The 25,109-nt window shown below is 43.1% G+C and carries 26 protein-coding genes; 14 read left to right on the top strand and 12 right to left on the bottom strand.

What is annotated here, in order from left to right; translation table 11 throughout:
- From LLW17_RS16450 to LLW17_RS16440, 3 genes are all read right to left on the bottom strand, one after another.
- On the bottom strand, window positions 1–184 hold a 184-nt coding region (locus LLW17_RS16450; RefSeq protein WP_228228726.1), incomplete at its 3' end, for a transposase.
- Window positions 185–259: 75 nt separating this feature from the next.
- Window positions 260–937, bottom strand: a complete 678-nt coding sequence (gene mnmC2 / locus LLW17_RS16445; protein WP_228231383.1) for a tRNA (5-methylaminomethyl-2-thiouridine)(34)-methyltransferase MnmC2 — start codon at window positions 935–937, stop codon at window positions 260–262.
- A 1-nt stretch (window position 938) separates the two neighbouring features.
- Window positions 939–1,451, bottom strand: a complete 513-nt coding sequence (locus tag LLW17_RS16440) for a DUF4920 domain-containing protein (protein ID WP_228231382.1) — start codon at window positions 1,449–1,451, stop codon at window positions 939–941.
- Window positions 1,452–1,677: 226 nt separating this feature from the next.
- On the opposite strand from LLW17_RS16440, the gene LLW17_RS16435 reads away from it, so the two are divergent.
- The 3 genes from LLW17_RS16435 (at window position 1,678) to LLW17_RS19075 (ending at window position 4,443) form a co-directional block, all read left to right on the top strand.
- A complete protein-coding gene (locus LLW17_RS16435) occupies window positions 1,678–2,748 on the top strand; it encodes a branched-chain amino acid aminotransferase (protein WP_228231381.1) in 1,071 nt (356 codons plus the stop codon).
- Between the two features lie 120 nt (window positions 2,749–2,868).
- Complete coding sequence (locus tag LLW17_RS16430) at window positions 2,869–3,801, top strand: peptidylprolyl isomerase (RefSeq protein WP_228231380.1); 933 nt, start codon at window positions 2,869–2,871, stop codon at window positions 3,799–3,801.
- 453 nt (window positions 3,802–4,254) lie between these two features.
- Entirely contained in the window at window positions 4,255–4,443 is a 189-nt protein-coding gene (locus LLW17_RS19075; RefSeq protein WP_434084791.1) for a 30S ribosomal protein THX, read from the top strand.
- 3 nt (window positions 4,444–4,446) lie between these two features.
- Here LLW17_RS19075 and yaaA read toward each other — a convergent pair whose 3' ends face one another.
- The 6 genes from yaaA to LLW17_RS16395 all read right to left on the bottom strand — a co-directional run bounded on the left by yaaA (window position 4,447) and on the right by LLW17_RS16395 (window position 10,087).
- Window positions 4,447–5,211, bottom strand: coding sequence for a peroxide stress protein YaaA (gene yaaA / locus LLW17_RS16420; protein WP_228231379.1), 765 nt, complete (start codon window positions 5,209–5,211; stop codon window positions 4,447–4,449).
- A gap of 189 nt (window positions 5,212–5,400) precedes the next feature.
- A complete protein-coding gene (locus LLW17_RS16415; protein WP_228231378.1) occupies window positions 5,401–5,685 on the bottom strand; it encodes a hypothetical protein in 285 nt (94 codons plus the stop codon).
- A gap of 164 nt (window positions 5,686–5,849) precedes the next feature.
- Window positions 5,850–6,545 (bottom strand): ABC transporter ATP-binding protein, encoded by a 696-nt coding sequence (locus LLW17_RS16410; RefSeq protein ID WP_228231377.1) that lies wholly within the window; start codon window positions 6,543–6,545, stop codon window positions 5,850–5,852.
- Window positions 6,546–6,616: 71 nt separating this feature from the next.
- On the bottom strand, window positions 6,617–7,387 hold the full coding sequence (locus LLW17_RS16405; RefSeq protein ID WP_228231376.1) for an O-methyltransferase: 771 nt from the start codon (window positions 7,385–7,387) through the stop codon (window positions 6,617–6,619).
- A 264-nt stretch (window positions 7,388–7,651) separates the two neighbouring features.
- Window positions 7,652–9,526, bottom strand: coding sequence for an ABC-F family ATP-binding cassette domain-containing protein (locus tag LLW17_RS16400; RefSeq protein WP_228231386.1), 1,875 nt, complete (start codon window positions 9,524–9,526; stop codon window positions 7,652–7,654).
- 174 nt (window positions 9,527–9,700) lie between these two features.
- Window positions 9,701–10,087: a nucleoside triphosphate pyrophosphohydrolase family protein gene (locus LLW17_RS16395; RefSeq protein ID WP_228231375.1), complete on the bottom strand. Its 387-nt coding sequence runs from the start codon at window positions 10,085–10,087 to the stop codon at window positions 9,701–9,703.
- 386 nt (window positions 10,088–10,473) lie between these two features.
- Here LLW17_RS16395 and LLW17_RS16385 point away from each other — a divergent pair, with 386 nt between their 5' ends.
- From LLW17_RS16385 to LLW17_RS16375, 3 genes are all read left to right on the top strand, one after another.
- Window positions 10,474–11,529, top strand: a complete 1,056-nt coding sequence (locus LLW17_RS16385) for an SRPBCC family protein (protein WP_228231373.1) — start codon at window positions 10,474–10,476, stop codon at window positions 11,527–11,529.
- Complete coding sequence (gene crcB, locus LLW17_RS16380; protein WP_228231372.1) at window positions 11,526–11,897, top strand: fluoride efflux transporter CrcB; 372 nt, start codon at window positions 11,526–11,528, stop codon at window positions 11,895–11,897. The genes LLW17_RS16385 and crcB overlap by 4 nt, the downstream gene beginning before the upstream one ends.
- Before the next feature lie 251 nt (window positions 11,898–12,148).
- A complete protein-coding gene (locus tag LLW17_RS16375; RefSeq protein ID WP_228231371.1) occupies window positions 12,149–13,375 on the top strand; it encodes an MFS transporter in 1,227 nt (408 codons plus the stop codon).
- Here LLW17_RS16375 and LLW17_RS16370 read toward each other — a convergent pair.
- Together LLW17_RS16370 and LLW17_RS16365 are read right to left on the bottom strand one after the other, a co-directional pair.
- The gene (locus LLW17_RS16370) at window positions 13,365–14,765 is read right to left on the bottom strand and encodes a hypothetical protein (RefSeq protein ID WP_228231370.1); all 1,401 of its coding nucleotides are present in this window, start codon (window positions 14,763–14,765) and stop codon (window positions 13,365–13,367) included. The genes LLW17_RS16375 and LLW17_RS16370 overlap by 11 nt on opposite strands.
- Window positions 14,766–14,875: 110 nt before the next feature.
- Entirely contained in the window at window positions 14,876–15,070 is a 195-nt protein-coding gene (locus tag LLW17_RS16365; protein ID WP_228231369.1) for a DUF1328 domain-containing protein, read from the bottom strand.
- Between the two features lie 227 nt (window positions 15,071–15,297).
- On the opposite strand from LLW17_RS16365, the gene lipA reads away from it, so the two are divergent.
- The 3 genes from lipA to LLW17_RS16350 are packed head-to-tail and all read left to right on the top strand — an operon-like array spanning window position 15,298 to window position 19,461.
- Complete coding sequence (lipA, locus tag LLW17_RS16360) at window positions 15,298–16,176, top strand: lipoyl synthase (protein WP_262909014.1); 879 nt, start codon at window positions 15,298–15,300, stop codon at window positions 16,174–16,176.
- An 11-nt stretch (window positions 16,177–16,187) separates the two neighbouring features.
- Window positions 16,188–17,183, top strand: coding sequence for a type I glyceraldehyde-3-phosphate dehydrogenase (gene gap / locus LLW17_RS16355; protein WP_228231367.1), 996 nt, complete (start codon window positions 16,188–16,190; stop codon window positions 17,181–17,183).
- A gap of 55 nt (window positions 17,184–17,238) precedes the next feature.
- Window positions 17,239–19,461: a tetratricopeptide repeat-containing hybrid sensor histidine kinase/response regulator gene (locus tag LLW17_RS16350; RefSeq protein ID WP_228231366.1), complete on the top strand. Its 2,223-nt coding sequence runs from the start codon at window positions 17,239–17,241 to the stop codon at window positions 19,459–19,461.
- Here the strand turns inward: LLW17_RS16350 and lpxK are convergent.
- The gene (lpxK, locus tag LLW17_RS16345; RefSeq protein WP_228231365.1) at window positions 19,458–20,468 is read right to left on the bottom strand and encodes a tetraacyldisaccharide 4'-kinase; all 1,011 of its coding nucleotides are present in this window, start codon (window positions 20,466–20,468) and stop codon (window positions 19,458–19,460) included. The genes LLW17_RS16350 and lpxK overlap by 4 nt on opposite strands.
- Before the next feature lie 134 nt (window positions 20,469–20,602).
- Between lpxK and LLW17_RS16340 the strand changes: the two genes are divergently transcribed.
- From LLW17_RS16340 to LLW17_RS16320, 5 genes are all read left to right on the top strand, one after another.
- Complete coding sequence (locus tag LLW17_RS16340) at window positions 20,603–21,697, top strand: Nif3-like dinuclear metal center hexameric protein (protein WP_228231364.1); 1,095 nt, start codon at window positions 20,603–20,605, stop codon at window positions 21,695–21,697.
- Between the two features lies 1 nt (window position 21,698).
- The gene (locus tag LLW17_RS16335; protein WP_228231363.1) at window positions 21,699–22,478 is read left to right on the top strand and encodes a zinc ribbon domain-containing protein; all 780 of its coding nucleotides are present in this window, start codon (window positions 21,699–21,701) and stop codon (window positions 22,476–22,478) included.
- A gap of 127 nt (window positions 22,479–22,605) precedes the next feature.
- Window positions 22,606–23,268, top strand: coding sequence for a peptide-methionine (S)-S-oxide reductase MsrA (msrA, locus tag LLW17_RS16330; RefSeq protein ID WP_228231362.1), 663 nt, complete (start codon window positions 22,606–22,608; stop codon window positions 23,266–23,268).
- Window positions 23,268–23,702 carry a DUF4174 domain-containing protein gene (locus tag LLW17_RS16325; protein WP_228231361.1) on the top strand — a complete coding sequence of 145 codons (435 nt, stop codon included), beginning with the start codon at window positions 23,268–23,270 and terminating at the stop codon, window positions 23,700–23,702. Before msrA ends, LLW17_RS16325 begins: the two co-directional genes overlap by 1 nt.
- Before the next feature lie 252 nt (window positions 23,703–23,954).
- Window positions 23,955–25,067, top strand: a complete 1,113-nt coding sequence (locus LLW17_RS16320; protein WP_228231360.1) for an alkene reductase — start codon at window positions 23,955–23,957, stop codon at window positions 25,065–25,067.
- Window positions 25,068–25,109: the final 42 nt, after the last annotated feature.

Raw genomic sequence — 25,109 nt, 5'->3', positions numbered from 1 at the left:
ATCCTTTCTCATTAAAGTTAGAAAATTTATAAATCCATCGGTAAATACTAACACAAGGTATGTTGTGCAACATCGATAGTTGGCTAGCACTATACTTACCGGATTCAAAATCTTCGACGATCTGACGTTTAAAACTCTCAGAATAAACACGCCTCTTTTGGATGATTTGTACGTTGGATTTCATTGTTAATCACGTTTAAGTGGTCAACCTATATCAGGGACGTACATGTGACAACAAATAACTTTTAACAATTAACTTTTAACTTTTCGTAGCTCTGAGCATTTCCCGTTTTCCGGGAGGGCCGGGAAGGCGTTCTACGGTAAAGCCCACGCTTTGCATTGCGCGGCGTACACTGCCTTTTGCGGCATAGGTTACCAGAACTCCGCCTGGATTCAGGGCATCAAACATCTTTTGGAAAATGGGTTCTTCCCAAAGTTCAGGTTGTACCCGCGCACCAAAGGCATCAAAGTAAATAAGATCGTGCTTACTGATATCGGTTATGGTTTCAAAGGTCTGCTCGCGCTTTTTTAAATGGAATTGGGAGGTAATTACGTGCTCCTCTTCCCAGGGAGTCTGGTGCATCGCGTCAAAAGTCTCGCGATAGCTTTCGGCTTCAATCGTTTCTAAATAATTGAGTTGCTTTAATTCTTCAGTAGAAACCGGAAAGGCTTCGACTCCTTCATACTTCAGTTTTACCGGGAGTTTTTCAGCGTGGATCAAAGTTAAAAGTGCATTCAACCCCGTACCGAAACCTATTTCTAAAATATGAAGTTCATCAGGCTGGCCCGCTTTCGCGAAGGCGTGATCAAAACCCATTTTAAGAAACACATGCCGCGCTTCCTGCACCGCACCGTGCATAGAATGGTACTGCTCATTCCAGTCGGTTATCTGTATGGTGGTAGAGCCGTCTGCTGTTTTAACGATTTTGCGCTCCAACTTACTCGGCGATTTTCACTCCGCTGGCCGTAAAGCCCAGACTTTTCTTAGGAAGGGTAATCGCTGCGATTTCGGCTTCGCTTTTCCCGGCATCTTTGGCATAATGCTGCTGTTCCTCAACCGGCACCTCGCTGATAAAGGCCATTCCGTGAACAACCACGCGCTTTCCTCCTAAATCTTTAGGTACAAAAAAACCGTAATCCTTAAACTTAACCATTACAGGATCTTCAGCACCTACATCTACCTGCATCCAGCAGCCTTTTGCCTGGCAAACCTCTTTGACAGGGCCTTCAAAGGTCACCTTAACCGTGTCTCCGGTTTTTAGATTTGAATAAATTTCGCCCAACTCATAGGCCGAAAGAATGGTTTCGTTTTTAAAATCGGCACCAAAAACCGGTAAATCTCCGGTGACTTCCTCCTGATTGATCACAGCTGCAGAGGCTCCTGCAGATTCATTATCCTTACACGAATAGACAATCAGAGCGATTGTGAGGATACTAAACAACTTTTTCATAGTTATCGTTTTTTTATTTGATTTCTTGCTTAAGCAAAAGCAAAACCCTTAAAAAAAGAGCTTTTTAAATGCTAAAACAGCTGTTTTGATGCATAATTAGTTTCAGAGAACCGGGTCCGGAGCTGTATTACAATGCAATAAGTCTGGCGAACAGGTAAAATTAATCATTTCTTGAGCTTACTTACTTTGAGAAAATGATAAATTTGTGCTTATAAATCGGATGATTATGACAGATACTTTAACGATTACCAAAGCGGAAAAGTCAAAAATAAGTCAGGTTGACTTTAGTAACCTTGCTTTTGGTAGCATTTTTACAGACCACATGTTTGTTTGTGAATATAAAGACGGAAGCTGGCAAACCCCTGAGATCAAACCTTACGGGCCTATCGAGATGGATCCTGCAGCAAAAGTCTTTCACTACGGGCAGGCGGTTTTTGAAGGAATGAAAGCTTACAAAGACGACAACGGCGACATTTTTATGTTCCGCCCTGAAGAAAATTTTAACCGTATCAATAAATCCAGCGAGCGTCTGGCGATGCCGGCATTTGATAAAGACTATTTTTTTGATGGTCTCAATACCCTGCTAAACCTCGATAAAGACTGGATCAAACCCGGAGAAGGCAACTCGCTTTACATTCGCCCGTTTGTCATTGCGACCGAAAACGGCGTATTGGCTTCCCCTTCTACCGAATATAAATTTGTCATCATTTGCGCACCCGCTCAGTCGTATTACAGCGGCAAGGTGCGCGTACTTTTTGCAGACCACTACAGCCGTTCTGCTGATGGTGGTGTAGGCTTCGCTAAAGCAGCAGGTAACTACGCCGCGCAGTTTTATCCAACTGAGCTAGCCAAGGAAAAAGGCTACAATCAGGTGGTATGGACGGACGCCAGCACGCACGAATACCTGGAAGAAGCCGGTACGATGAACGTATTTTTCCGTGTGAACGATACCTTGCTTACCGCGCCTACCAGCGACCGTATTCTGGACGGAATTACCCGTAAAAGTTTGATCGAGCTTGCGCGCAGTCAGGGAATCAAGGTTGAAGTGCGCCCGGTTAAGGTTTCTGAAATTGTAGAAGCTGCCGAAAACGGATCACTCAAAGAAATGTTTGGTGCCGGTACCGCTGCCGTGATCTCTGTGATTTCGGGCTTTACCCACAAAGACAAGCAGTTTGACCTGCCTGATCTGGATGATGCCTATGCGCCAAAACTCAAAAAACAATTGACCGAATTACAGGCCAACCGTGCTGAAGATCCTTTTGGATGGAGGTATGAAGTACCTGCGATCGAAGTCTAGTTTATTATCTATTTCGCTTTCGCGAAAGCATTACAAAACCCAAAGCATTTAGGATTTGCTTTGGGTTTTGTGTTTGTAGACTTTAGACGTATTTTTGCACCTCATTTTTAAACCGAAGACATGCAAGACGGAATATATGCCAAATTTCATACGCCAAAAGGTGAAATTCTGGTAAAACTCGAACACGAAAAAACTCCCGGAACCGTAGGTAACTTTGTAGCTCTGGCTGAAGGAAACCTCGAAAACTCCGCTAAAAAACAAGGAACACCTTATTACGACGGACTTAAATTTCACCGGGTAATTCCTGATTTCATGATTCAGGGAGGTTGCCCACAAGGCACCGGTACCGGCAATCCCGGTTACCAGTTTGATGATGAATTTGATTCAAGCCTGAAACACGATACCCCCGGAGTACTCTCTATGGCAAACGCCGGCCCGGGCACTAACGGAAGTCAGTTTTTTATCACGCATACCGCGACACCATGGTTAGACGGAAAGCATACCGTTTTTGGTAAAGTAGTAGAAGGTCAGGATGTGGTTGACGCAGTCGCTCAGGGCGATAAAATGGAGCAGGTAGAGATCATTCGCGTAGGTGAACAAGCTGAAAAGTTTAATGCTGTTGAAGCCTTTCGTACGTTTGAAGGAGCCCGTGAAAAACGCATTGCCGAAGAACGCGCTAAAAAAGCCGAAGCTTTAGACAAATTGAGTCAGGGTTTTAAAGAAACCAAGAGCGGTTTACGCTATCAAATCATTCAGGAAGGAAACGGCAAAAAAGCCGAAACCGGAAAAATGGTATCGGTACATTACAAAGGTCAGTTAGCTGACGGAACTGTGTTTGACTCTTCGTACAAACGCAATCAACCATTGGATTTTCAGGTTGGTGTAGGTCAGGTGATCGCCGGCTGGGATGAAGGTATTGGCCTACTTAAAGTGGGTGACAAAGCCCGTTTTGTAATCCCTTCAGACCTGGGTTACGGAAGTCGCGGTGCAGGCGGGGTGATTCCACCGGATGCGATTTTGGTTTTTGACGTTGAATTGATGGACGTTAAATAAATTCCGAATACAAATAGAAAAAGAAAGGCTGTCTGAAAAGATGGCTTTTTTTTTGGTTGTTTTCGGTTTGCTGTTTACCGTTTATTTTGTTTTAAGGATAAAACTGTGAAATTTTACATTCTACATTCGTAACTGATTATTGGATTATTGGGTTATTGGGTTATTGGGTTATTGGGTTATTGGGTTATTGGGTTATTGGGTTATTGGGTTATTTAAAAGATTAAAAAAACACTCCTAATTCTGCATTCTGAATTCCTAATTGAGGAAGATTTGCGCTTTCGGGCCTATTTTCTTATTTTTTAAAGCTGATTAGTTGTACGAAGTAACCTCAAAATTTCAGGTCGAGCGCAGTCGAGACCTTTATGCTATTGAGAACATAGCCTCGCGACTGCGTTCGAGGAGACAGTCGTTACTACAAACGCCATTTTTTAATAATTAAAACAGTTGAAACCAATGGGAAAAGGAGATCAAAAAACCAAACGCGGAAAAATACACCGGGGCACTTACGGCAAGCTCAGACCGAAAAAAGGAAAGAAGAATCCGGCAACTACTGCTGATGTTCCTACGAAACAAACGGCTACCAAAACAAAGGAGGCCGGCAAAGCGACCTCAGATACAAGTTTAGCAGATAAAAAGCCCTAAATCTTAACGCACAAAAACGAGTTCGTTTTTAGCTAAATTAGAGTACTGCTCACTAAAGCCGTACCCGTCGTAATCAAAGCCCTTCAGGTCTTCTATGGTTTGCACATCGGTATCTATAATGTAGCGAACCATAGAGCCACGGGCTTTTTTAGCGTAAAAGGAAATGATTTTGAGCTTTCCGTTTTTATAGTCCTTAAAAACCGGAGTGATCACCGGCACTTTAAGTTTTTCAGGCTTAACCGATTTAAAATACTCCTGACTCGCAAGATTCAAAAACAACTCGTCGTCTTTTAATTCTTTGTTTAAAGCATCCGTGATTTTTTCGCCCCAAAACTCATAAAGATCCTCAGTGTGGCCACTTTTTAGCTTGGTTCCCATTTCCAGGCGATAGGGTTGCATCAAATCCAGGGGTTTCAACACGCCGTAAAGTCCGCTCAGAATGCGCAGGGTATCCTGAAGTTTATCAAGCTTTTCGGTTGGGATGGTGTAGGCATCAAGTCCGGTATAGACATCCCCGTCAAAGGCATAGATCGCAGGACGCGCGTTGTCTTTGGTAAATGGGGTATTGAATTCTTTATAGCGCTGGTAGTTAAGATCAGCCAGCTTGTCGCTGATGCTCATCAGCTCTGAAATCTCAGCTTTAGTTTTGCGCTCTAATTTTTTATTCAGGGTTTCGGCCTCTTCCAGAAACTGAGGCTGCGTCGCCCGTGTTGTGGGTAATTTATCTTCGTAATTCAGTGATTTTGCCGGGGAAACAACTGCTTTCATATATTCAACTTTTGATCAAAAATAAGCATTCACGAAAAGCTATTGAACGGCTTTTGATAAGTTTTGGCAATTGGAGGATAGATGTGTGACGTTAGATTTGAGATATGAGACTTGAGATCTAAGACTAAAGAACAGAGAGAAGAGAAAAAAGAAGTTACTCATTTAGCCTGCATCTTTCAGAAATCGAATTTAAGACAGGAAGAGGTAACAAAATAGTACTACTAGAACTATGGAAAGGAAAACAAGATAAAATTCCTTTAGGAGCTGCTTTTGAGCTTGCTTCTTGATTTCAACTTTCAGCTCTGCCAACTTATTTGGGTCTATAGGTTCTTTTGTGGATGGATTTGCCTTACCGGTCTTCTTTAAGGTATTTTGCAACAGCTTTTCTTCCCGACGTTCCAGTTTTTTGCGACGTAATTCTTTAAACCTTTGGTTATGCGCACTAAACCTTCCATATGTTCCATCTACAGGCATATTATATATTCTTTTAACACCTAGTCGGGAGAATTGAGATGTGAGACTTGAGATCTAAGACTAAAGAACAGCGAGAAGAGAACAAAGTCCTTAAAAACTAAAATTTAACTCCGGCCCGAGTTCCAATAATAATAATAATAATAATAATAATAGCAATAAACCCTCTAACCTACCAAACTCTTACGCACATCGCTCTCAATCAAACCATCCCGCAGGCGGATTACCCGGTGTGCATGTTCGGCGATGTCTTCTTCGTGTGTAACTAGAATAACGGTATTTCCTGCCGCGTGAATGGCGTCAAACAAATTCATTATTTCTACCGAGGTTTTAGAATCCAGGTTTCCGGTAGGCTCATCTGCCAGGATAATCGACGGTTTGTTAACCAAGGCCCGGCCTACGGCAACACGTTGGCGCTGTCCCCCGGAGAGTTGGTTAGGCTTGTGATCCATACGATCTGCCAGGCCTACATCGGCTAAAACCTCTTTTGCCCGCTCGTGACGCTCGGGTTTTGAATAACCCGCATAGACCATAGGCAGCGCGACATTATCAAGCGCAGTGGTACGGGGCAACAGGTTAAAGGTCTGAAATACAAAACCGATCTCCTTATTACGCACCTCAGCGAGTTCATCATCGGTCATCGAACTCACGTCCCGACTATTGAGCACATAGGTACCCGAAGTAGGCGTATCTAAACAACCCAGAAGATTCATCAATGTAGATTTACCGGATCCTGAGGGGCCCATAATGGCAACGTACTCCCCTTTTTCGATCTGCAGATCAATTCCCTTTAAAACGTGTACGATTTCGTTCCCCAAAGGGAAGTCGCGGGTAATATTCTTGATGTCGATAAGGCTGCTCATAAAATCCGGTTTACTGAAAAATAATCGATTTTGTACTATTTGTAGCCAAACGGGCTGTTGAGTTACAAAATTTACAGGCGAATCGTAAAATGTTCTTTAGCCTGCTCTGCTCTAAAAAACACAAACCCCAGCCAGAAACAATCTACCGTCACCCGAACTTTGGGATGTTGTTTGATGAATTCCCAGGCTTCGGTCATTCCTTCAGACCAGTAGATATCATCAAAAACCCAGATGCTATCGTTGTGCGCTGTAACCAGTAATTCTTCGAAATAGGCCAGCGTCGCTTCTTTACTGTGATTGCCGTCGAAATAAATTAAATCAAAGCCTGCTTTTTTTTGCTGCTTTAGTGTTTCAGAAAAATCACCAATTAAGATTTCAACAGTATTGATTCCGGCAGTGTTTAAAGCTTGCCGGGCCACATCTGCAGTTTGCGGGCAGCCTTCAAGTGAAGTTACCTTTCCGGTTTTGGGTAATGCCAAAGCTGAAGTCGCCAGACCCATTGAAGTACCCAACTCGAGAATTGTTTTGGGTTTGAAATACGAAACCACCCGATACAAAAGCTTCATACGCTTTAAAGTAGCTCCGGCGTGTTTAGTGATGTCTTTTACTGCCCGGGCATTGCTTTTAAAAACCCGGGAGCCGGCACCAAAATCGGTTACCTCAATTACTTCTGAAGTGTTCAGCAAGTTCTGGCGGTACTGCTTCAATTTTTGATAGTCATCTTTCGACTTACGATCGTATAAACATTGGGTCACAAAAGCATAAACAAAAGGCGAATGCACCCCGTGCTGGTTAGTCGCCTTCCGCAGAAATTTTAAATATGCTTTTGCGGTGTACCACATTCTCTGTTTTCTGTTTTCTGTTCTCTGTTCTCTGTTCTCTGTTCTCTAAAGAAATATTTCGTTTTCGGTTGGCTTCGATACAAATTTTGTTTCGCTAAGGCTTCACAAAATTCACTCAGCCACCGTGTTCTGGGTTTCGGTTTTCTGTTTTCTAAGCTCTAAAAAAAGGTTGAATCGTTGAAGCGTTGAATCGCTGAATCGTTGAATCGTTGAATCGTTGAATCGTTGAATCTTAAAAAATACTTTCTACTTTCTACTTTCCTTTCACCCTTCCATCTTAGCGCCCAGTTCAAACCAGCGCTCGGTAAACTCGTCAATCTTATCCTGAATTCCCTGCAATTCCATAGATCGCTTGTTGATTTCGTCGCCAGACAAATCCGGGTTCAGAAATTCGGCTTCCTTGGCCACTTTTTCCTTTTCCAGTTTGGCGATATCGCGTTCCAGACGGTTGTATTCTTTTTGTTCGTTATAGGAGAGCGTAATGTTTTGGGTTTTCCAGTTCTCCTTGTTGGTTTCCTTAGCTGCTTCCGGTTTTTTCTCCTCTTCCTGAATTACAGCCGGACCGGCATCATAGGCTCTAAAATCAGAATAGTTACCCGGAAAATCTTCTACTTCGCCCTGACCTCTAAAAACAAAGAGGTGATCTACAATTTTATCCATAAAGTAGCGGTCGTGAGACACCACTAAAAGACAACCGGGAAAGTCCAGCAGAAAGCTCTCCAGCACATTCAGGGTCACGATATCCAAATCGTTTGTAGGCTCATCGAGAATCAAAAAGTTAGGATTCTGAATCAAAACGGTACAGAGGTACAAACGCTTACGCTCTCCCCCGCTCAGTTTTTCTACGAAGTCGTATTGTTTTTTACGGTCAAATAAAAAGCGCTCCAGCAACTGCCCGGCAGAAATCTGTCTGCCTTTTTTAAGCGGAATGTACTCTCCAAATTCTTTGATGACCTCGATGACTTTCTGCCCCGGCTTAATGTCGATACCTCTCTGGGTGTAATAGCCAAACTGAATGGTTTCGCCAATCACAAGCTTTCCTCCATCGGGTTCCATTTGCCCGGTAAGGATATTTAAGAAGGTAGATTTTCCGGTTCCGTTTTTACCGATGATCCCAATGCGTTCGCCACGCTGAAAGTTGTAGTCAAACTTGTCGAGGATTACCCGGTCTTTAAAGGATTTTGAAACTTTGTGCAGCTCTACAATCTTGCTTCCCAAACGCTCCATATTGAGTTCGAGTTGAACCTCGTGATCGTTACGGCGTTTAGAAGCCCGGTCTTTGATTTCCGCAAAATCGTCTATTCGTGATTTTGATTTGGTCGTACGCGCCTTGGGCTGGCGGCGCATCCACTCGAGTTCCTTTTTAAAAAGCTGCTTGGCTTTTCCCGTTTCGGTTTCTTCATTGGCGATACGCGCGTCGCGTTTCTCGAGGTAATAGGCGTAATTGCCTTTATAGCTGTACAGCTGCCCTTCATCAAGCTCGATGATTTCATTACACACGCGCTCCAAAAAATAGCGGTCGTGCGTCACCATAAAGAGCGTGAAGTTTTCTTTGGCGAAAAAAGCTTCAAGCCATTCAATCATTTCCAGATCGAGGTGGTTGGTAGGCTCATCCAAAATCAGCAAATCGGGTTTACTAAGCAGCATATTGGCCAGAGCCAGACGCTTCTTTTGACCACCGCTTAGTTTTTCAACTTTCCGGCTTAAATCGTCCAGCTTCAGCTGAAATAAAATCTGCGTGTATTGGGTCTCAAAATCCCATGCCTGATGCGCTTCCATCTGATCAAAAGCTTTTTGATAGGCTTCCGAATCTTCCATATTTTGAAGCGCGTGCTCGTAGGCTGAAATCACTTTGAGGATTTCATTATCGCTATCCAGGATGGTTTCTTCCACCGTAAGATTGGGATCCAGGTTGGGTTCCTGAGGTAAAAAAGCGACCTTGATTCCCTTACGGAAAATCACCTGACCACTATCGGGATTTTCGGCTCCTGCCAAAATATCAAGCATAGAGGTTTTGCCGGTACCGTTTTTGGCGACCAGGCCTATTTTTTGACCTTCATTAATACCAAAAGATAAATCTTTAAACAGAACCCTTTCGCCGAAGGCTTTAGAAATCGATTCTACCGAAACATAATTGATTGCGCTCATAGGCTGCGAATTTAGCTTTTAAAAACGGGAAAACAAGAACCCCAAGGCCAGCTGCCGAAGTATAAACGGAAAGAACTGTCTTACCTACTTATGTATACTGAAATGGAAATCGTTACGAATGGCATCAGGGATTTTTTCTTGTTTGAATTGGAAAATCAAAGCGCCTTATTTGGCTAAAATAGCTACGATATCGGGTTTAAAATAGGAAGGACCTTTGAGCACTTTACCGTCTTCGCGGTAAATGGGTTTACCATCGGCACCCAACTTGCTCATATTGCTGCGCTGAATTTCATCAAAAACCTCCTCGATCTTATGCTGCATGCCGTGCTCGAGAATGGTGCCGCAAAGAATGTAAAGCATATCGCCCAGTGCATCTGCGACTTCAGCAAGGTCATTGTTGTTTGCAGCCTCCAGATATTCTTCGTTTTCCTCGCGCATCAGCTCAAACCGCAGTTGGTTTTTGGCTTTGCCCAGGTCTGCCGTGGGTTTTTCATTAATTCCCAATCCAAATGCGGTATGAAACTCGTGAACGGCTGACAGTCTTTTTTTCATCTCTGTGATTAATTTAAAGGGGTTTCAGGTTTATCAAAACAATCAAAAACACTTGATTGTTGCTCTTTATCGTATCGTTTTCTGTTATTTATAGCTTAATTTTGACCAAAAATACTGTTTAATGTTTAGCACCGGTCAGATAATATTTGCGCTCCTCTTTTTTGTTTCGTTTGTCATTTTTGTGAGCTTTAGTTACAAAAAAGACCGAAAGCTGCACCGCAAGGAATATAAAGGCAGTTTTTGGGTCTTGATAGGTTTTATCGCATTTGTTTTGATTCTCTTCGTTATAAAGCTCTACCTGAAAGAATAATTCTTACTTTGATCTGCATAACTGTATATTTTTATAGACCAAAGTGTTAAATTAGCAGTATAAGCTCCCCTTAATTATGAAAATTCTAAAATACCTCTTCTTCCTGCTGCTCATCATTTTTATTGCAGGAGCCATATACTTCGCCACCCAGGACGGCACTTACGACATTAAAGAATCTAAACGCATCGAAGCGCCTGTAAGTCTGGTTTTCGATAAAGTAAACGATTATAAAACCTGGGAGAACTGGGGACCCTGGAAGCAGGATGATCCCACAATGGTTTTCAATTATCCCGAAAAAACCAGCGGTGAAGGTGCCAGTTATTCGTGGAACGGTAAAGAGGCCGACGGCTCCATGCGCACCACTCAGGTCATACCAAATCAGCGTATAGAACAGGACATTACCTTTATTACTCCCGGGGGAGAGCGCGAGGCAAAAGTGTACTGGCAGTTTGAAAATACCGAAAAGGGCACCGAACTCACCTGGGGAATACGCGGAGAACACACGCTGACCGATAAAGCCTATTTTACCCTCACCGGTTATGATTTTGAGGCCGATATGAGAAAAATGTATCGCTTGGGCCTTGACAATCTCAGCCAGATGATACTGGACGATATGAAGGCCTACACTGTAAAGGTAGACGGTATCACCCAATACAGCGGGGGTTTCTATATGTACACCACAACCTCAACCACTCTAGAAAATGTTAATGATAAAGTAGCCGAATTGCTTCCGCAGGTCTATCGCTTTATGGAAGGGAATAACATTACCATTTCAGGCAAACCGCTAAGTCTGTATAATGCGAAAGATGCCGCCACAAACAGCGCCATTATTTCGGCAGGAATACCCACCACCTCGCGTATTGTTGTACCCGAGGATTCTGCTATTTTGTGCGGTTTTATGCCTGCATACACGGTAGTAAAAACCACATTAACCGGCGATTTGAGTAATCTTGAAGAGGCCTGGAGCAAAACGGAAGCCTACCTGAGTCAAAATAACTATACCAAAGCCGAAGGCGCATCTGTTTTTCAGGTCTATGTTAAGGGTGCCGAAGAGGATCTCAACCCTGCGACCTGGATCACCGAATTGTACATCCCCATTGAAGTTGCAGAACCCGAGACCGAGCAGCTATGAAACAACTCATCCTTGTTTTTGTAGGTGGTGGAGCCGGAAGCGCATTGCGCTTTTTGCTGGGCCGCTGGCTTAACACCACACCAAACGGGATTCCGTACGGGACTTTTGCGGCTAATATTCTGGGAAGTCTTTTAATAGGCTTAATTCTGGGGTGGGCACTTAAAAACAATAGTCTGAGCCCTAACAGTACCTTACTCCTGGCTACAGGATTCTGTGGTGGGTTTACCACCTTTTCAACCTTTGCCTATGAAAACCATTTGATGCTTAAAAGCGGCGACTTTTTAACTTTTGCAATCTACACGCTTGGCAGTCTGGTACTGGGTTTTGCGGCGGTTTTCGCAGGAATGTGGATTACAAAAGCCCTCTAAAAAAGTTGAATTTTAACTTTTTACAGGAAAAAGATTTGAAAACTGAAACTTTTAAGTAGCTTTGAAGTTCAAAACACCATTTTCGCAGCAATTTCTAAATAAAATGATCCTTTCCTACACATCATATCGCCAACTGAAGGTCTCTACGACCCGGCCAGATTTGTTGTGTTGATACATGAACGTTCATATATAAATCACTTCTAAAGTCTGGCTCACCGCCAGACTTTTTTTATGCCAACCAACAAGAAACCATGAAAACTATTTTTACCGCCTACCTCAATACATTTAAAGGCCTCTCTAAAGAGGTTTGGTGGCTGGCACTCATAACATTTGTGAACAGGGCCGGTGCCATGGTAATCCCTTTTTTATCGCTTTACCTCAGAGACGATTTGCAATTCAGCCTAAGCGATGTAGGCTGGGTGATGACCTGCTTTGGTTTCGGCTCCTTATTTGGATCCTGGATTGGCGGTAAACTTTCAGATAAACTGGGGTATTATAAAACCATTTTATTTAGTTTAATCGGTACCGGAATCGGATTCTTTTTTCTGCAATTCATTACAGGCTTTTGGCCGATATGCCTTGGCTTTTTTCTGCTTATTGCCATCGCCGATATGTCGAGACCGGCTTTTTTTGTTGCGCTCAGCGCATACAGTAAACCGGAAAACAAAACGCGATCGCTAACGCTCATCAGACTGGCGATTAACCTGGGCTTTTCAGCGGGACCCGCTCTGGGCGGACTCATCATTGCGGGCATTGGTTATTTTGGTTTATTTTGGGTAGACGGGATTACCTGCATTTTAGCAGGCCTTTTATTGATTAAAGCCCTCAACCCCAGAAAAGCCAAAGAGACCGATCAGGAAGCTCCGGTATTGATCCCACTCCCCCCGCATAAAGACCAGTTGTATGTAATTTTTCTTATTGCACTGGCTCTTTTCGGGATTGTATTTGTACAATACTTCTCTACGGTACCCCTGTATTACAAAGAGGTACGTAGCTTGAGCGAATCACAAATCGGACTTCTACTGGGCTTAAACGGCTTTTTGATTTTCGCTTTTGAAATGCCGCTTATCGCCTTTATGGAACGAAAAAAATGGTCGCAACTGGCAAATGTGATCGCAGGTCTTCTCTTTACAGGATTGAGTTTTGGCGCGTTTTTTCTGGGCAGCTGGAATCTGTTTCTGGTCGTGGGGATGGCCGTTGCGACTTTGGGTGAGATGATCGCCTTTCCTTTTGGCAATGCATTTGCGCTAAGGCGTGCAAAACTGGGCAGACAGGGAGCCTATATGGGGCTGTACAGCATGTCGTTTTCCCTATCACATATCTTTGGTCACAATTCGGGAATGCAGCTGGTGAATGCCCTGGGATACGACATAACCTGGTTAGTGATGGTCGCCATTACAGTGGTAGCCACGGTATTGCTTGTGTATGTTAAAAGAAGAATCACTACCGAAGAGCAGGAGAACCTCGTTAATATTTAGCCCTGCCCAGATAGCTTTTTATAAGCTCATTGTAGGTCGGTTTGATTTTAAGCAATTCGGTTTCGGGAATGCTGTACAGGGATTCATAATCAGCGTATCCCCGTTTAAGCAATTCTTCGAGATAGAAATACGCTGTGTTGTAATCCTGATCTTTTGCCGAAAGACTGATGATATTTAAATACGATTCAGTCGCATCGGGGTGTAGAATGGTATTGAGAACGTTCACAAATATGCGTTGCGGAATCAGGTTTGTAGTATTTAGAAACAGAAAGTCCTGAATCTGGTAATCGATAAAACCAAGAATGCGCCTGGCGACTTGTTGCTCTCTGGGTTTGGCATCATTTGCTGCAGCTGCCTCAAACTGCCTGATGCGCTCATCCCAATACCCGAGGTTCTCAAAATTGGCCATAACAAAATCCTCTTCCAGAAAATAATCAAGATCCTCCAGCAAAAGTTGTTCTTCAATGTTCCCGTTACGCTCAGCACGTCGCGCTTCTTTGTATGCCTCAGAACGCCTTACACTGCGCTGCAGATCGCGTACGCCATCCAGATCAACATAGCCTCTGTAGTCACTTTTCACATCTTTAATTAAATCATAGCCGGTAAGATATTCCTTTTCGGAAATTAAAATTTTTAAAGCATCCAGATCCCTTTGATAATCGCCGGCATAAATGGAATCTGCGATGTTTTTGTCTAAACGTTCGGCATTTACGTGCTTCAGCCGATTAATCATTACCCGTAGTAGGGCCGCACCGGGCCACTCCCCGGTTTGCTCGTAAGCATACAACTCATTATCCCGGCTAAAAGAACCCACGAGATAAAAATAATCACTCATCTGGTAATAGTTGGGTGAAGAGCGCCCCACCAGACCCAGGACCAGATTGCGCCCGGCACGTCTGGCAAAACGGTTTGCAAAATACACGTCATCAACCACAAGCAGGCGTGTTGCCTGGGTGACCACATAAGAAACGGCACTGGCGACGCGGGCTCCGCTTCGCAAACCCGATAAATAAACTTCCGTTTGTTCTATTGGAATTTTTAAAAGCACGTCGCGCATAACCAAAATAGCCCTGTTTGCATTAGCGTCAAGACTGTCTATCGACTCGTGTAACGGGAAATTGTTGGAAACGACCACAAAGTCATCGGGTTCTGTAGCTGCCGAAAACAGGCGCGCTGCCCTCACCCCTTCACCTTCGGGATCAAAAACAAAAATTACTTTAGAGGGTTTCTCCGAGTTATAACCTGACGGAAGGTAAATCGAATACGGTAAATCAAGAGTATCATTACTCACACGGGTTTCGGTTACCGCTCCTTTTAATAAGGTTTGATTTTGCGCATAACCTGCCAGAATAGATAAAAAGGAAAGAATGAGGATAAAATAGAGACGCATAGAAGGAGTTTCAAAAATCTACAACAACAATTGTGCTACAATTTAGGCAATAAAAAAACTGCTTCTATTGAAAGCAGTTTAAATTTAGAGGTGAAAGCTATTATTGAATTTTAAGATTCTACACGCTGGGGTACCTGTGCTCTTTTTCGAAATAAAAATTTTGCGAATAAAGAAACCACAAATAAGTCTGCAGAGATTAGGAACAATACCCTTGAGGCTTCAGTTCCCCAAAGATTAAAACCTCCAAAACCATATACTCCGGTTAAAATAGCAACGATCAAAGATGGTAGTGTTAGGCGTTTCATGATTCTTCTTTTTAAGTTTATTACTGATGTAAAAGTACTGTGATCTGCCAAGGACATATCCCAACGATTTCCTAATTACTATATCTTTAACGATTACACCGTATTGATGTTAAGGGAGTTAACACACCCGTCTGATTTAATTTTATCCCGTGCTAAGCCCCTTCCCGGTGTTACGACTAAAGGCGTGTAATTGACCTGCAGTTTGTATCTTTGCAGAGCAAAAAAAATTGAGAATGAATAGCGAGACGACAGTTGCACCGGTACGCCAGCCCAAACCTAAATGGTTGCGGGTTAAATTACCCACAGGAAAAAAATATACCGAACTCAGAAGTCTGGTTGACAGGTATGACCTGCATACCATTTGCACATCCGGTAGCTGTCCAAATATGGGAGAGTGCTGGAGCGAGGGTACGGCTACTTTTATGATCCTGGGTAATGTATGCACGCGTTCATGTGGCTTTTGTGGTGTAAAAACCGGAAGGCCCGACACTTTAGACTGGGAAGAACCCGAGAAAGTAGCACGCTCCATTAAACTGATGGGTATTAAGCACGCCGTAATAACTTCAGTAGACCGCGATGATCTAAAAGATATGGGATCTATTATGTGGGCCGAAACAGTTAAAGCCATCAGAAGGATGAATCCGGAAACCACACTTGAGACTTTGATTCCCGACTTTCAGGGTAACGAACGCAACATAGACCGAATCGTTGAAGTAGCCCCTGAGGTAGTTTCCCATAATATGGAAACCGTAAAAAGACTTACGCGTGAGGTGCGCATTCAGGCACAATACGATCGCAGTCTTGGGGTTCTCAAATACTTAAAGCAACAGGGGATAAACCGAACAAAATCTGGCATTATGCTGGGTCTTGGGGAGACCGAAGAGGAAGTCCTGCAAACGATGCGCGACCTTCGCGATGCAGAGGTAGATGTGGTCACTATAGGACAATATCTTCAGCCTTCTAAAAAACACCTGCCTGTAAAACAATTTATAACTCCAGATCAGTTTAAAAAATACGAGACTTTCGGCCTTGAAATGGGCTTTAGGCATGTTGAAAGCAGCGCTTTGGTGCGTTCTTCCTATAAAGCTCAGAAACACATCAACTAGATTTTTCAGCTATGAGCAAAGTCAAAATCGGCATAAACGGTTTTGGGCGTATTGGCAGAAGGCTTTTTAGACTTTTGCATAATCATCCTGAAATTGAAGTTGTAGCCGTAAACGATCTGGCCGATGGTTTAACGCTGGCTCATCTTTTAAAATACGACAGCATTCACGGTATATTTCATGCGGACGTCAGTTTTGCCGAAAATTCCCTGTTGGTAGACGGGCGATCCGTTCGGCTCTTTCAAAACAGCACGCCACAAGCCAATCGCTGGGCAGAAGAAGAGGTTGAAGTAGTGGTTGAGGCCACAGGCAAATTTAAAACCTATAAAGATTTAAAAGGGCATCTGGATGCCGGTGCGGGCAAAGTGATTTTGAGCGTTCCGCCATCTGATGACAGCATCAAAACCATTGTACTGGGTGTTAACGACCTCCTCATTGAGCAGGACGACCGCATCCTCTCAAACGCCAGCTGTACAACCAACAATGCCGCGCCTATGATAAAGGTGGTCAAAGACCTGTGCGGTATCAAGCAGGCCTATATCTCTACGGTACACAGCTATACCACAGACCAGAGTCTTCACGACCAGCCTCATCATGATTTGAGACGCGCCCGTGCGGCGAGCCAGTCTATAGTACCCACAACAACCGGGGCGGCTAAAGCACTTACTAAAATTTTCCCCGACCTTAAAGATGTCATCGGAGGCTGCGGCATACGGGTGCCTGTACCTAATGGTTCTCTAACTGACGTCACCCTTAACGTTTCCAGAGAAACCACCAGTGAAGAAATCAATGAGGCTTTTAAAAAAGCTGCTGAAGGTAATCTTCGTGGCATCCTTGATTACACATTGGTGCCTTTGGTCTCTATTGATATTGTAGGAAACACGCATTCCTGCATTGTCGACGGGCAAATGACTTCTGTAATCGGAAATCTGGTAAAGTTAATAGGCTGGTATGATAACGAAACAGGCTACTCTTCCCGTATTATTGACCTCATTTTAAAGATCTCTTAAAAATATTAAGTAAAATTCTTAATGTTTTCGACAAAGTGTCTATATTAGTGACTTAATGAACACAATAATGCTCTTCGACAGAAATTTTGTTGTTGCACTTTTTGTTTTATTCTGCCTCAATGGTTTTGGTCAAAAACCTAAAAATCTGGAGACCGCTCAAGAGATTCAGGTAGAATCCCTGCTGCTCAAAGGCATCGAGGCCTTTAACACGGCCGAGTTTGATAAGTCTATTGCAAATTTTCAGGAGGCAAAACAACTGGCACGCAAAATAAACAACCTAAGTCGCGTTGGTATAAGCCAGCAGTTGCTCGCAAACGTATATCTGAAACAGGGGGAATTTGACAAAGCCTTCCCGGAGATTCATGAAGCCATTAAGATTCACCAGCAATTACAGGAGTCTAAGAGACTGGGTGAAGATTATCTGACCTATGCCCAGCTACTCAGTAAAACCAATAACAATACCGAAGCCCTAAAATATTTAAACGAATCTGTAAGTATCTTTGGAGGTTCGGGGGACAAAAATGACAAACAAAGCCTGGCCTCTGCTCATCTCTATAAGGGAGCCATTTTTCAGGATCAGAAAAAAGATTTGTTAGCCCTTGAGGAGTTTGATGAAGCGCTTCAGATCCTTTCAAAACTCAATGATTCCCGAAATAATTACAGCATTGCAAGGCTCAAGTTACTTACTGCCCGCAGTCGCAGTACATTGAATGAACTGGAAAGCAGTTTAGAAGATGCCAATACCGCTTACACCATGAGCGTTAATGGCAGTTTCCCGCTAATTGAAACCGATGCTTTACGACTTATGAGCAGCGTTTCCAAAAAAATGGGTAAGACCGAAGACGCTCTAAATTATCTCGAACTTTACACCAAAAGGGCTCAATTGTATTTTCAGGATGATATTGCCAGCACGCGCAATCTTGCAGCCCGAAATGCTTTAATGGCAGATATCAATCCCGATAACTACGACGCTTCCAAACGGGTACAGGCGAATAAAATTACAACGGTTCTTATCATTGCGCTGTTTACCATACTCTGTCTCTTAGCCCTGTCTCTTTACAAAAACAACAACCTTAGGGCCAAGGCAAACGAATTATTGCAGGCCAAAAATGCCGAACTCGTCATTGCCAAGGAAAATGCGGAAAAAGCTTCTGTGGTTAAAGCCCAGTTTTTATCTACCATCACCCACGAGTTGCGTACGCCTATGTATGCCGTGACCGGACTTACCCATTTACTTCTGAGCGAAAACCCTACCGAAGAACAGAAAAAACACCTGGATTCCCTTAAATTTTCAGGGGAATACCTGCTTTCCCTTATCAACAACATTCTTGACCTCAACAAGCTGGAAGCTGACAAGGTAGAAGTTGAACAGGCGACATTCAACCTACGTAAACGTGTAGATGATGTGTTGTTTGCACTTGAACGATCTGCTCAGGAAAAAGGCAATAAACTGCATCTGGAATACGACTCTGAAATTCCCGATCAGATTATTGGCGACCCCTTAATGATTTCGCAAATACTCATCAACCTTATAGGTAACGGGAACAAATTTACCCGTGACGGGGATATTTTTGTACGCATCAAACAGTTGAGCCGCAATAACACACAGACCTATCTGCATTTTGAGGTTGAAGATACCGGAGAAGGGATAAGCAAGAAAAAACAGAAAGACATCTTTCAAAACTTCACCCAGGGCTCGGTACAAATCAACCGTAAGTTTGGGGGCACCGGGCTTGGGCTTTCTATTGTTAAACGCCTGCTTACCCTTCAGAAAAGTAAAATTGAACTGGAAAGCACTTTAGGTAAAGGATCCAAGTTTTTCTTCGACATTAAATACGGACTGACTCAAAACAAAAAAGAGCCGGAGGAGCGTGTTTACGAAATTGACTACGATGCCCTTAAAGGCCGAAACATTCTCGTTGTAGAAGACAATAAGATCAACCAGATGATTACCCGTAAGATTCTTGAGAAAAACGAGATGAAATGCGATGTAGCCGATAATGGAGAGATTGCTATCGAAAAGGTGCGCTTTGAAAATTACGACCTGGTTCTGATGGATATTCATATGCCCGGTATAAGCGGTATTGAAGCCACTCAGAAAATCAGGGAATTTAATAAGGACCTGCCCATACTGGCCTTAACTGCAGTTACCATTGACGAGAATATAGATGATTTCTACCTGGCCGGTTTTAACGACATCATTCCCAAGCCCTATAAAGTAGAAGAATTCTTCTTCAAAATTCACAATGCCCTGAAGCGCAAGAACGTCATTCTCTAAAGGGATTTTGCCACAAATGCTTCTATTGAAGCACTAAAACGTTCTTCTTCAGCTAGAAATTTAACCTGCATAGGCAGGTAATAGAGTTTTGCTTTTTTTAATTTACCCTTAAGACGCATAAAATCTTTCTCTGTAGTAAGAATGACTTTTTTACGGTCCAGAGCCTTTATTTCTTCGGTATTGAATGTATGATGATCTGCAAACTCGAGATGTTTGTAGGTTAATCCCATCAGATCTAAATGATCTAAAAAAGGCTGCGGTTTAGCAATGCCGGTAACAATGTTTAAACTTTCGGTCTGTAGCTTAGTCCACGACACCAGGCCATTTACTCCTACCGGTAAATCGTAAGCAATACCTGAGAAAAATACAGGGGCTTTGGTATATTGAGCAATCCTGCTCTTTATAAGAGCGCGTTGTTCTTTTGCCAAATCGAACGGACACTTGGTCACTACGACAAGATCTGCACGTTGCGCACCCGATCTTGACTCGCGAAGGTTTCCGGCAGGCAATACAAAATCTTCATAAAACAAATCGCCGTAAGCAGTAAGCATAAGTAACAAACCCGGCTGCACATGACGATGTTGATAGACATCATCGAGCAAAATGACTTCGGGTGCCGGAGTCTTTTCGCGTAAGCGCTGTATTCCCAAACGGCGCTTTTCACAAACTGCGACCTGCACATCCTGGTATTTTTTGGCGAATTGCAGGGGTTCGTCACCCGTATCTGCAGCACCTAAATGCGGGGCTACATCCAGATATCCTGTTGTTTTCCTCCCATAACCCCTACTTAGCACGGCTAATTTTTGGGAGGACCCCAGTAACTCAATCAGATACTCAATCATAGGTGTCTTGCCGGTACCTCCTACCGAGAGATTACCCACGCCAATAACCGGAAAATCATAGCTTTCAGACTCGAAAACCTGATTATCAAAGAGTGTGTTACGTACCCGGGTGATCAGGTCGTAGGGAACGGCAAATGGCCAGAGAAGTTTACGCAGGTCTTTCACAATGCCGAAGATATTATTTTTATCCTAAATGGGTAAGTCTTTAGCAAGGAAGCCGCAAAACGCAGATTTTTCAGTCCCGCTTGCTCCTACAAACGCAATGAGTAACTTTACGCCTAAAGCCCAATTGTATAGTTATGAATCTTAAAACCATAATAAACAACCTCGAATCTTTTGCACCACTGGCCAATGCCGAGGATTTTGACAATGTAGGCCTGTTGGTAGGAAATCCTGATTCAGAAGTTTCCGGAATTCTGGTAACCCTCGATACACTTGAAAAAACCGTTGACGAGGCCATTGCAAAAAACTGCAATCTCATCGTGAGTTTTCATCCCATTATTTTCAGCGGACTCAAAAAAATCACCGGTAAAAACTATGTGGAGCGCGTGGTGCTCAAAGCTATTCGGCATGACATTGCCATTTACGCAATTCATACAGCGCTTGACAACCTGCCACAGGGCGTAAGCAAAGGCATGTGTGACGCACTGGGGCTTGAAAATCGAAAAATACTGATTCCAAAAAAAGGAGCAATTAAAAAGCTAACCACCTATATTCCGAAGGATGCATTTGAAATGGTGCGCAACGCCTTGTTTAAAGCCGGAGCAGGAAATATAGGCAACTATGAGGAGTGTAGCTTCAGTCTTGAGGGTGAGGGTACTTTTAAGGGCAATGAGGCCAGCAATCCGGTCGTAGGCAGTAAAGGAGAGCTTCATACCGAACCCGAAAAGCAACTACACATCACTTTTGAAGCACGGCTGGAGTCTAAAGTGCTTTCGGCATTATTCAGCACCCATCCCTATGAAGAAGTTGCTTACGAGATCACCACGCTTGACAATGCCAATCAGAATATAGGTATGGGTATGCTGGGCGATTTACCAGAAGCTTTAGAAGCCATGGCATTTTTGAACCGGGCCAAGCAGGTATTTCACGCTGAAGGCATCCGCCATTCGGCTTTACCTGAAAAACCTGTAAAAAGGGTTGCGGTTTTAGGCGGAAGCGGAAGCTTTGCCATTGAAGCTGCAAAAGCCGCAGGAGCAGACGCCTACATTACGGCAGATCTAAAGTACCATCAGTTTTATCAGGCTGAAAATCAGCTACTACTGGTAGATATAGGACATTACGAGAGTGAACAATACACAAAAAATATAATGGCAGACTTTCTTACGAAAAAATTTACTAATTTTGCAGTCGTTTTATCAGAAGAAAACACCAATCCTATTAAGTATTTATAATATGGCAAAAAAGAACGAAGCGACCGTAGAAGAGAAACTCAGAGCTTTATATGATTTGCAACTGATACACTCTCGGGTCGACACCATACGTAACGTGCGTGGCGAGCTTCCTCTGGAAGTTGAAGATCTTGAAGATGAAGTTGCAGGACTAAATACCCGACTTGAAAAACTAGGAGGTGAACTAAGCCTTATTGATGATCAAATCAAGGCTAAAAAGATATTAATTGAAGACGCTAAAGCGGCTATCAAAAAGTATACAGAGCAGCAAAAAAATGTACGCAACAACCGCGAGTACAACTCTTTGAGCAAGGAAATCGAATTTCAGGAACTTGAGATTCAACTTGCCGAGAAAAACATTCGCGAATTTCGTGCTCAGATCGAGCAGAAAAACGAGGTGATCGACAGCACTAAAGAACGTGTTGAAGAGCGTAAGAAACACCTTAAGCACAAAAAAGACGAACTCGAAGAAATCCTTGCAGAAACACAAAAAGAAGAGGAAGCTCTTCTTGCTAAAAGTGAAACCTACGAAGAGCTTATCGAAGAGCGTTTGGTAAAAGCTTACAAGCGCATTCGTTCTAACGTTCGCAACGGTCTGGCTGTTGTGGCTATTGAACGTGGTGCTTCAGGAGGATCCTTTTTTACCATCCCACCACAGGTGCAGGTAGAAATTGCAAGTCGCAAAAAGATCATCACAGACGAGCACAGTGGTCGTATTCTGGTAGATGAAGAACTTGCAAAAGAAGAACAGGAAAAAATGGATGAGATTTTCGCTAAAATCTAATTCAGACAAAGCATAAATCTAAAAGCTCCGCCAAGCGGGGCTTTTTTTATGCATATCACACGAGTTTAACAGGCTGTTAGCAGCCTGGCTATAGGAATTCTTTTAACTTTAATCAAATTCCCAACTCATGAGATTATATAGCTCAATACTTATAGCGCTTTTGCTCCTTTCCTGTAAGAATGGCAGCACCGGTAATGAGGCAGATCAACGAATGGCTCAGCTTGAACCGGTACAGACACAACCCGTAAACGGCTATCAACGCGCCTATTTTGCAAGCGGTTGTTTCTGGTGTGTTGAAGCGATTTTCGAAAGTCTGAAGGGGGTACACGAGGTTATAAGCGGTTACAGCGGTGGAACAGAAGAAAACCCTACTTACCGTCAGGTAAGTTATGGCGAGACCAATCACGCCGAGGCAGTTGAAGTCTTTTACGATCCTGCAGTTATTAATTATCAAACGCTGGTCAAGGTGTTTTTTGGCTCACAGGACCCAACCACCCTAAACAGACAGGGGCCAGACCGGGGCAGACAATACCGCTCCATCGCCTTTTATCAAAACGAGCAGGAAAAAGAAGTGATAGAAAACACCATCAAACAATTGAATAAGCAGGTCTACGATGGCGAAATTGTAACTCAGGTTTTACCTTTTCGAAAATTTTGGCAGGCAGAAGACTATCATCAGGATTACGAAGAAAAAAACCCGGGAGACCCTTATATCCAGGGGGTTTCCATACCACGCTATAACCGATTCAAAAAACAATTCCCAGAACTTTTAAAAGACAACGCTCACTAATGAAAACCGTTACCAACCTTGCCTTAGTTTTGTTCTCTATGACAGCAGGAGCTCAGGAAGATTTTTCCAAGCTCAAATGGCGCAACCGTATTTTGATATTTTCAACCCAAAGCCTTAAAGACGAAGTTTTTGTAAGTCAGTGGGAAAATTTCAGAAGTTCAACCAAAAAAATTGAAGACCGCAATATTCTGCTTTTTGTACTTTCTAAAGGCCGTCTTCTGGATAAAGACTTAAAAGTACTCCCCAATTACCACATCGCACCTTTACGTAAAAAATACAACATCCCTCAAACCTACGAGGGCATTACACTCATAGGTAAAGACGGAGGGGTAAAACTTCAAAAGCCTCTTACAACAGAGCCCAGAATATTTTTTGAAGCGATAGACCAAATGCCTATGCGTCAGCAGGAAATGCGTCATAACATAGACGACTAGTTGCGTTGAAACTACAAAACCTTTGTACTAAGGATAGGAGACTTCTGAGTAACCTATTCTTTTTTTTGTTTTAGGACAGCGCTGCTTTTTCCCGGTCTGTTTATCTCACTAAAACGCGCAAAACACACCCCTTCGTTTTATTTTATCAAACGTTTAACAGCATAACCTGTCAGGCTGAAGTAATTTATAGACTGATATTATAAATCTGTTGAATAAGGCTTTTTTGGCCTGTTTAAAACAAAAAATAAAACTATGAAAACCAATCAACCGCTTTTAGAATCATTTGATTTAGGCGCAATTACCTTAAAAAACCGAGTCGTTATGGCTCCTATGACCCGTAGTCGTGCAGACAATCCTGAAGCCGCACCTACAGACTTACACGTCAAGTATTATACACAACGCGCCGGAGCCGGCCTCATCATCACCGAGGGATCTCAGGTTTCCAAACGCGCAGTTGGCTATATTCACACAGCCGGAATTCACAGCAAGGCACAAACCGAAGGCTGGAAAAAAGTTGTGGATGCTGTTCACGAAAAAGACGGAAAAATCTTTATTCAGTTGTGGCACGTAGGCCGTATGTCGCATCCTGACTTTCACAACGGTGATAAACCTCTTGCTCCAAGTGCCGTAAACCCAAATGCAAAATCCTACACTCCGGAAGGTTTCAAAGATACCGTTGAGCCCAAAGCTATGTCTCTTGAAGAGATCGAAGAAACGCAGCAGGAATTTGTAAATGCTGCCAAAAACGCCAAAGAAGCCGGATTTGACGGCATAGAAATACACAGTTCTAACGGCTATTTATTTCATCAGTTTTTTAATAAAAAAGCAAATCTTCGGGATGATCAATACGGCGGAAATATGGAAAACCGGGTGCGCTTTTTCTTTGAAACCCTGGATAAGGTAAAAGAAGTTTGGTCTGAAAACCGAATTGGAGTGCGTCTTAACCCATCTTTAAACGGTACGTTTGGCATCGAAGCAACGGCAGATACCATTCCTACTTTTGATCACATCATCGAGCGACTCAATAATTACGATTTGGCCTATTTACACCTTTCAGAACCTTTTACAGATGTAAGTGATATTGAATTTCTGGAAACCGAAATCGCCAAACGCTATCGTCCCCGTTATAAAGGAAACTTAATGATCAACGCAGGTTTTACTCAGGAAACAGGTAATGCCGTGATTGAAGAAGGCAATGCAGACCTTGTAGCTTTTGGTAAATTGTTTATTTCAAATCCCGATTTACCTCAGCGTTTTGCCCTTAATGCACCTATGGCCGAATGGGATCAGGATACGTTTTACACCCAGGGACCTAAAGGCTATACAGATTATCCCGCCTACGCTTCAGAAAAACAGGAAGCCTAATATGCAAATGTTATGTTATTTCGTTAATTGTTAACAGCTTGT

The sequence above is a fragment of the Leeuwenhoekiella parthenopeia genome (genome assembly GCF_020782115.1).
Classification (GTDB): domain Bacteria; phylum Bacteroidota; class Bacteroidia; order Flavobacteriales; family Flavobacteriaceae; genus Leeuwenhoekiella; species Leeuwenhoekiella parthenopeia.
Note: the sequence above shows the minus strand (reverse complement) of the source record. Positions and strands in the feature narration are given on the sequence as shown.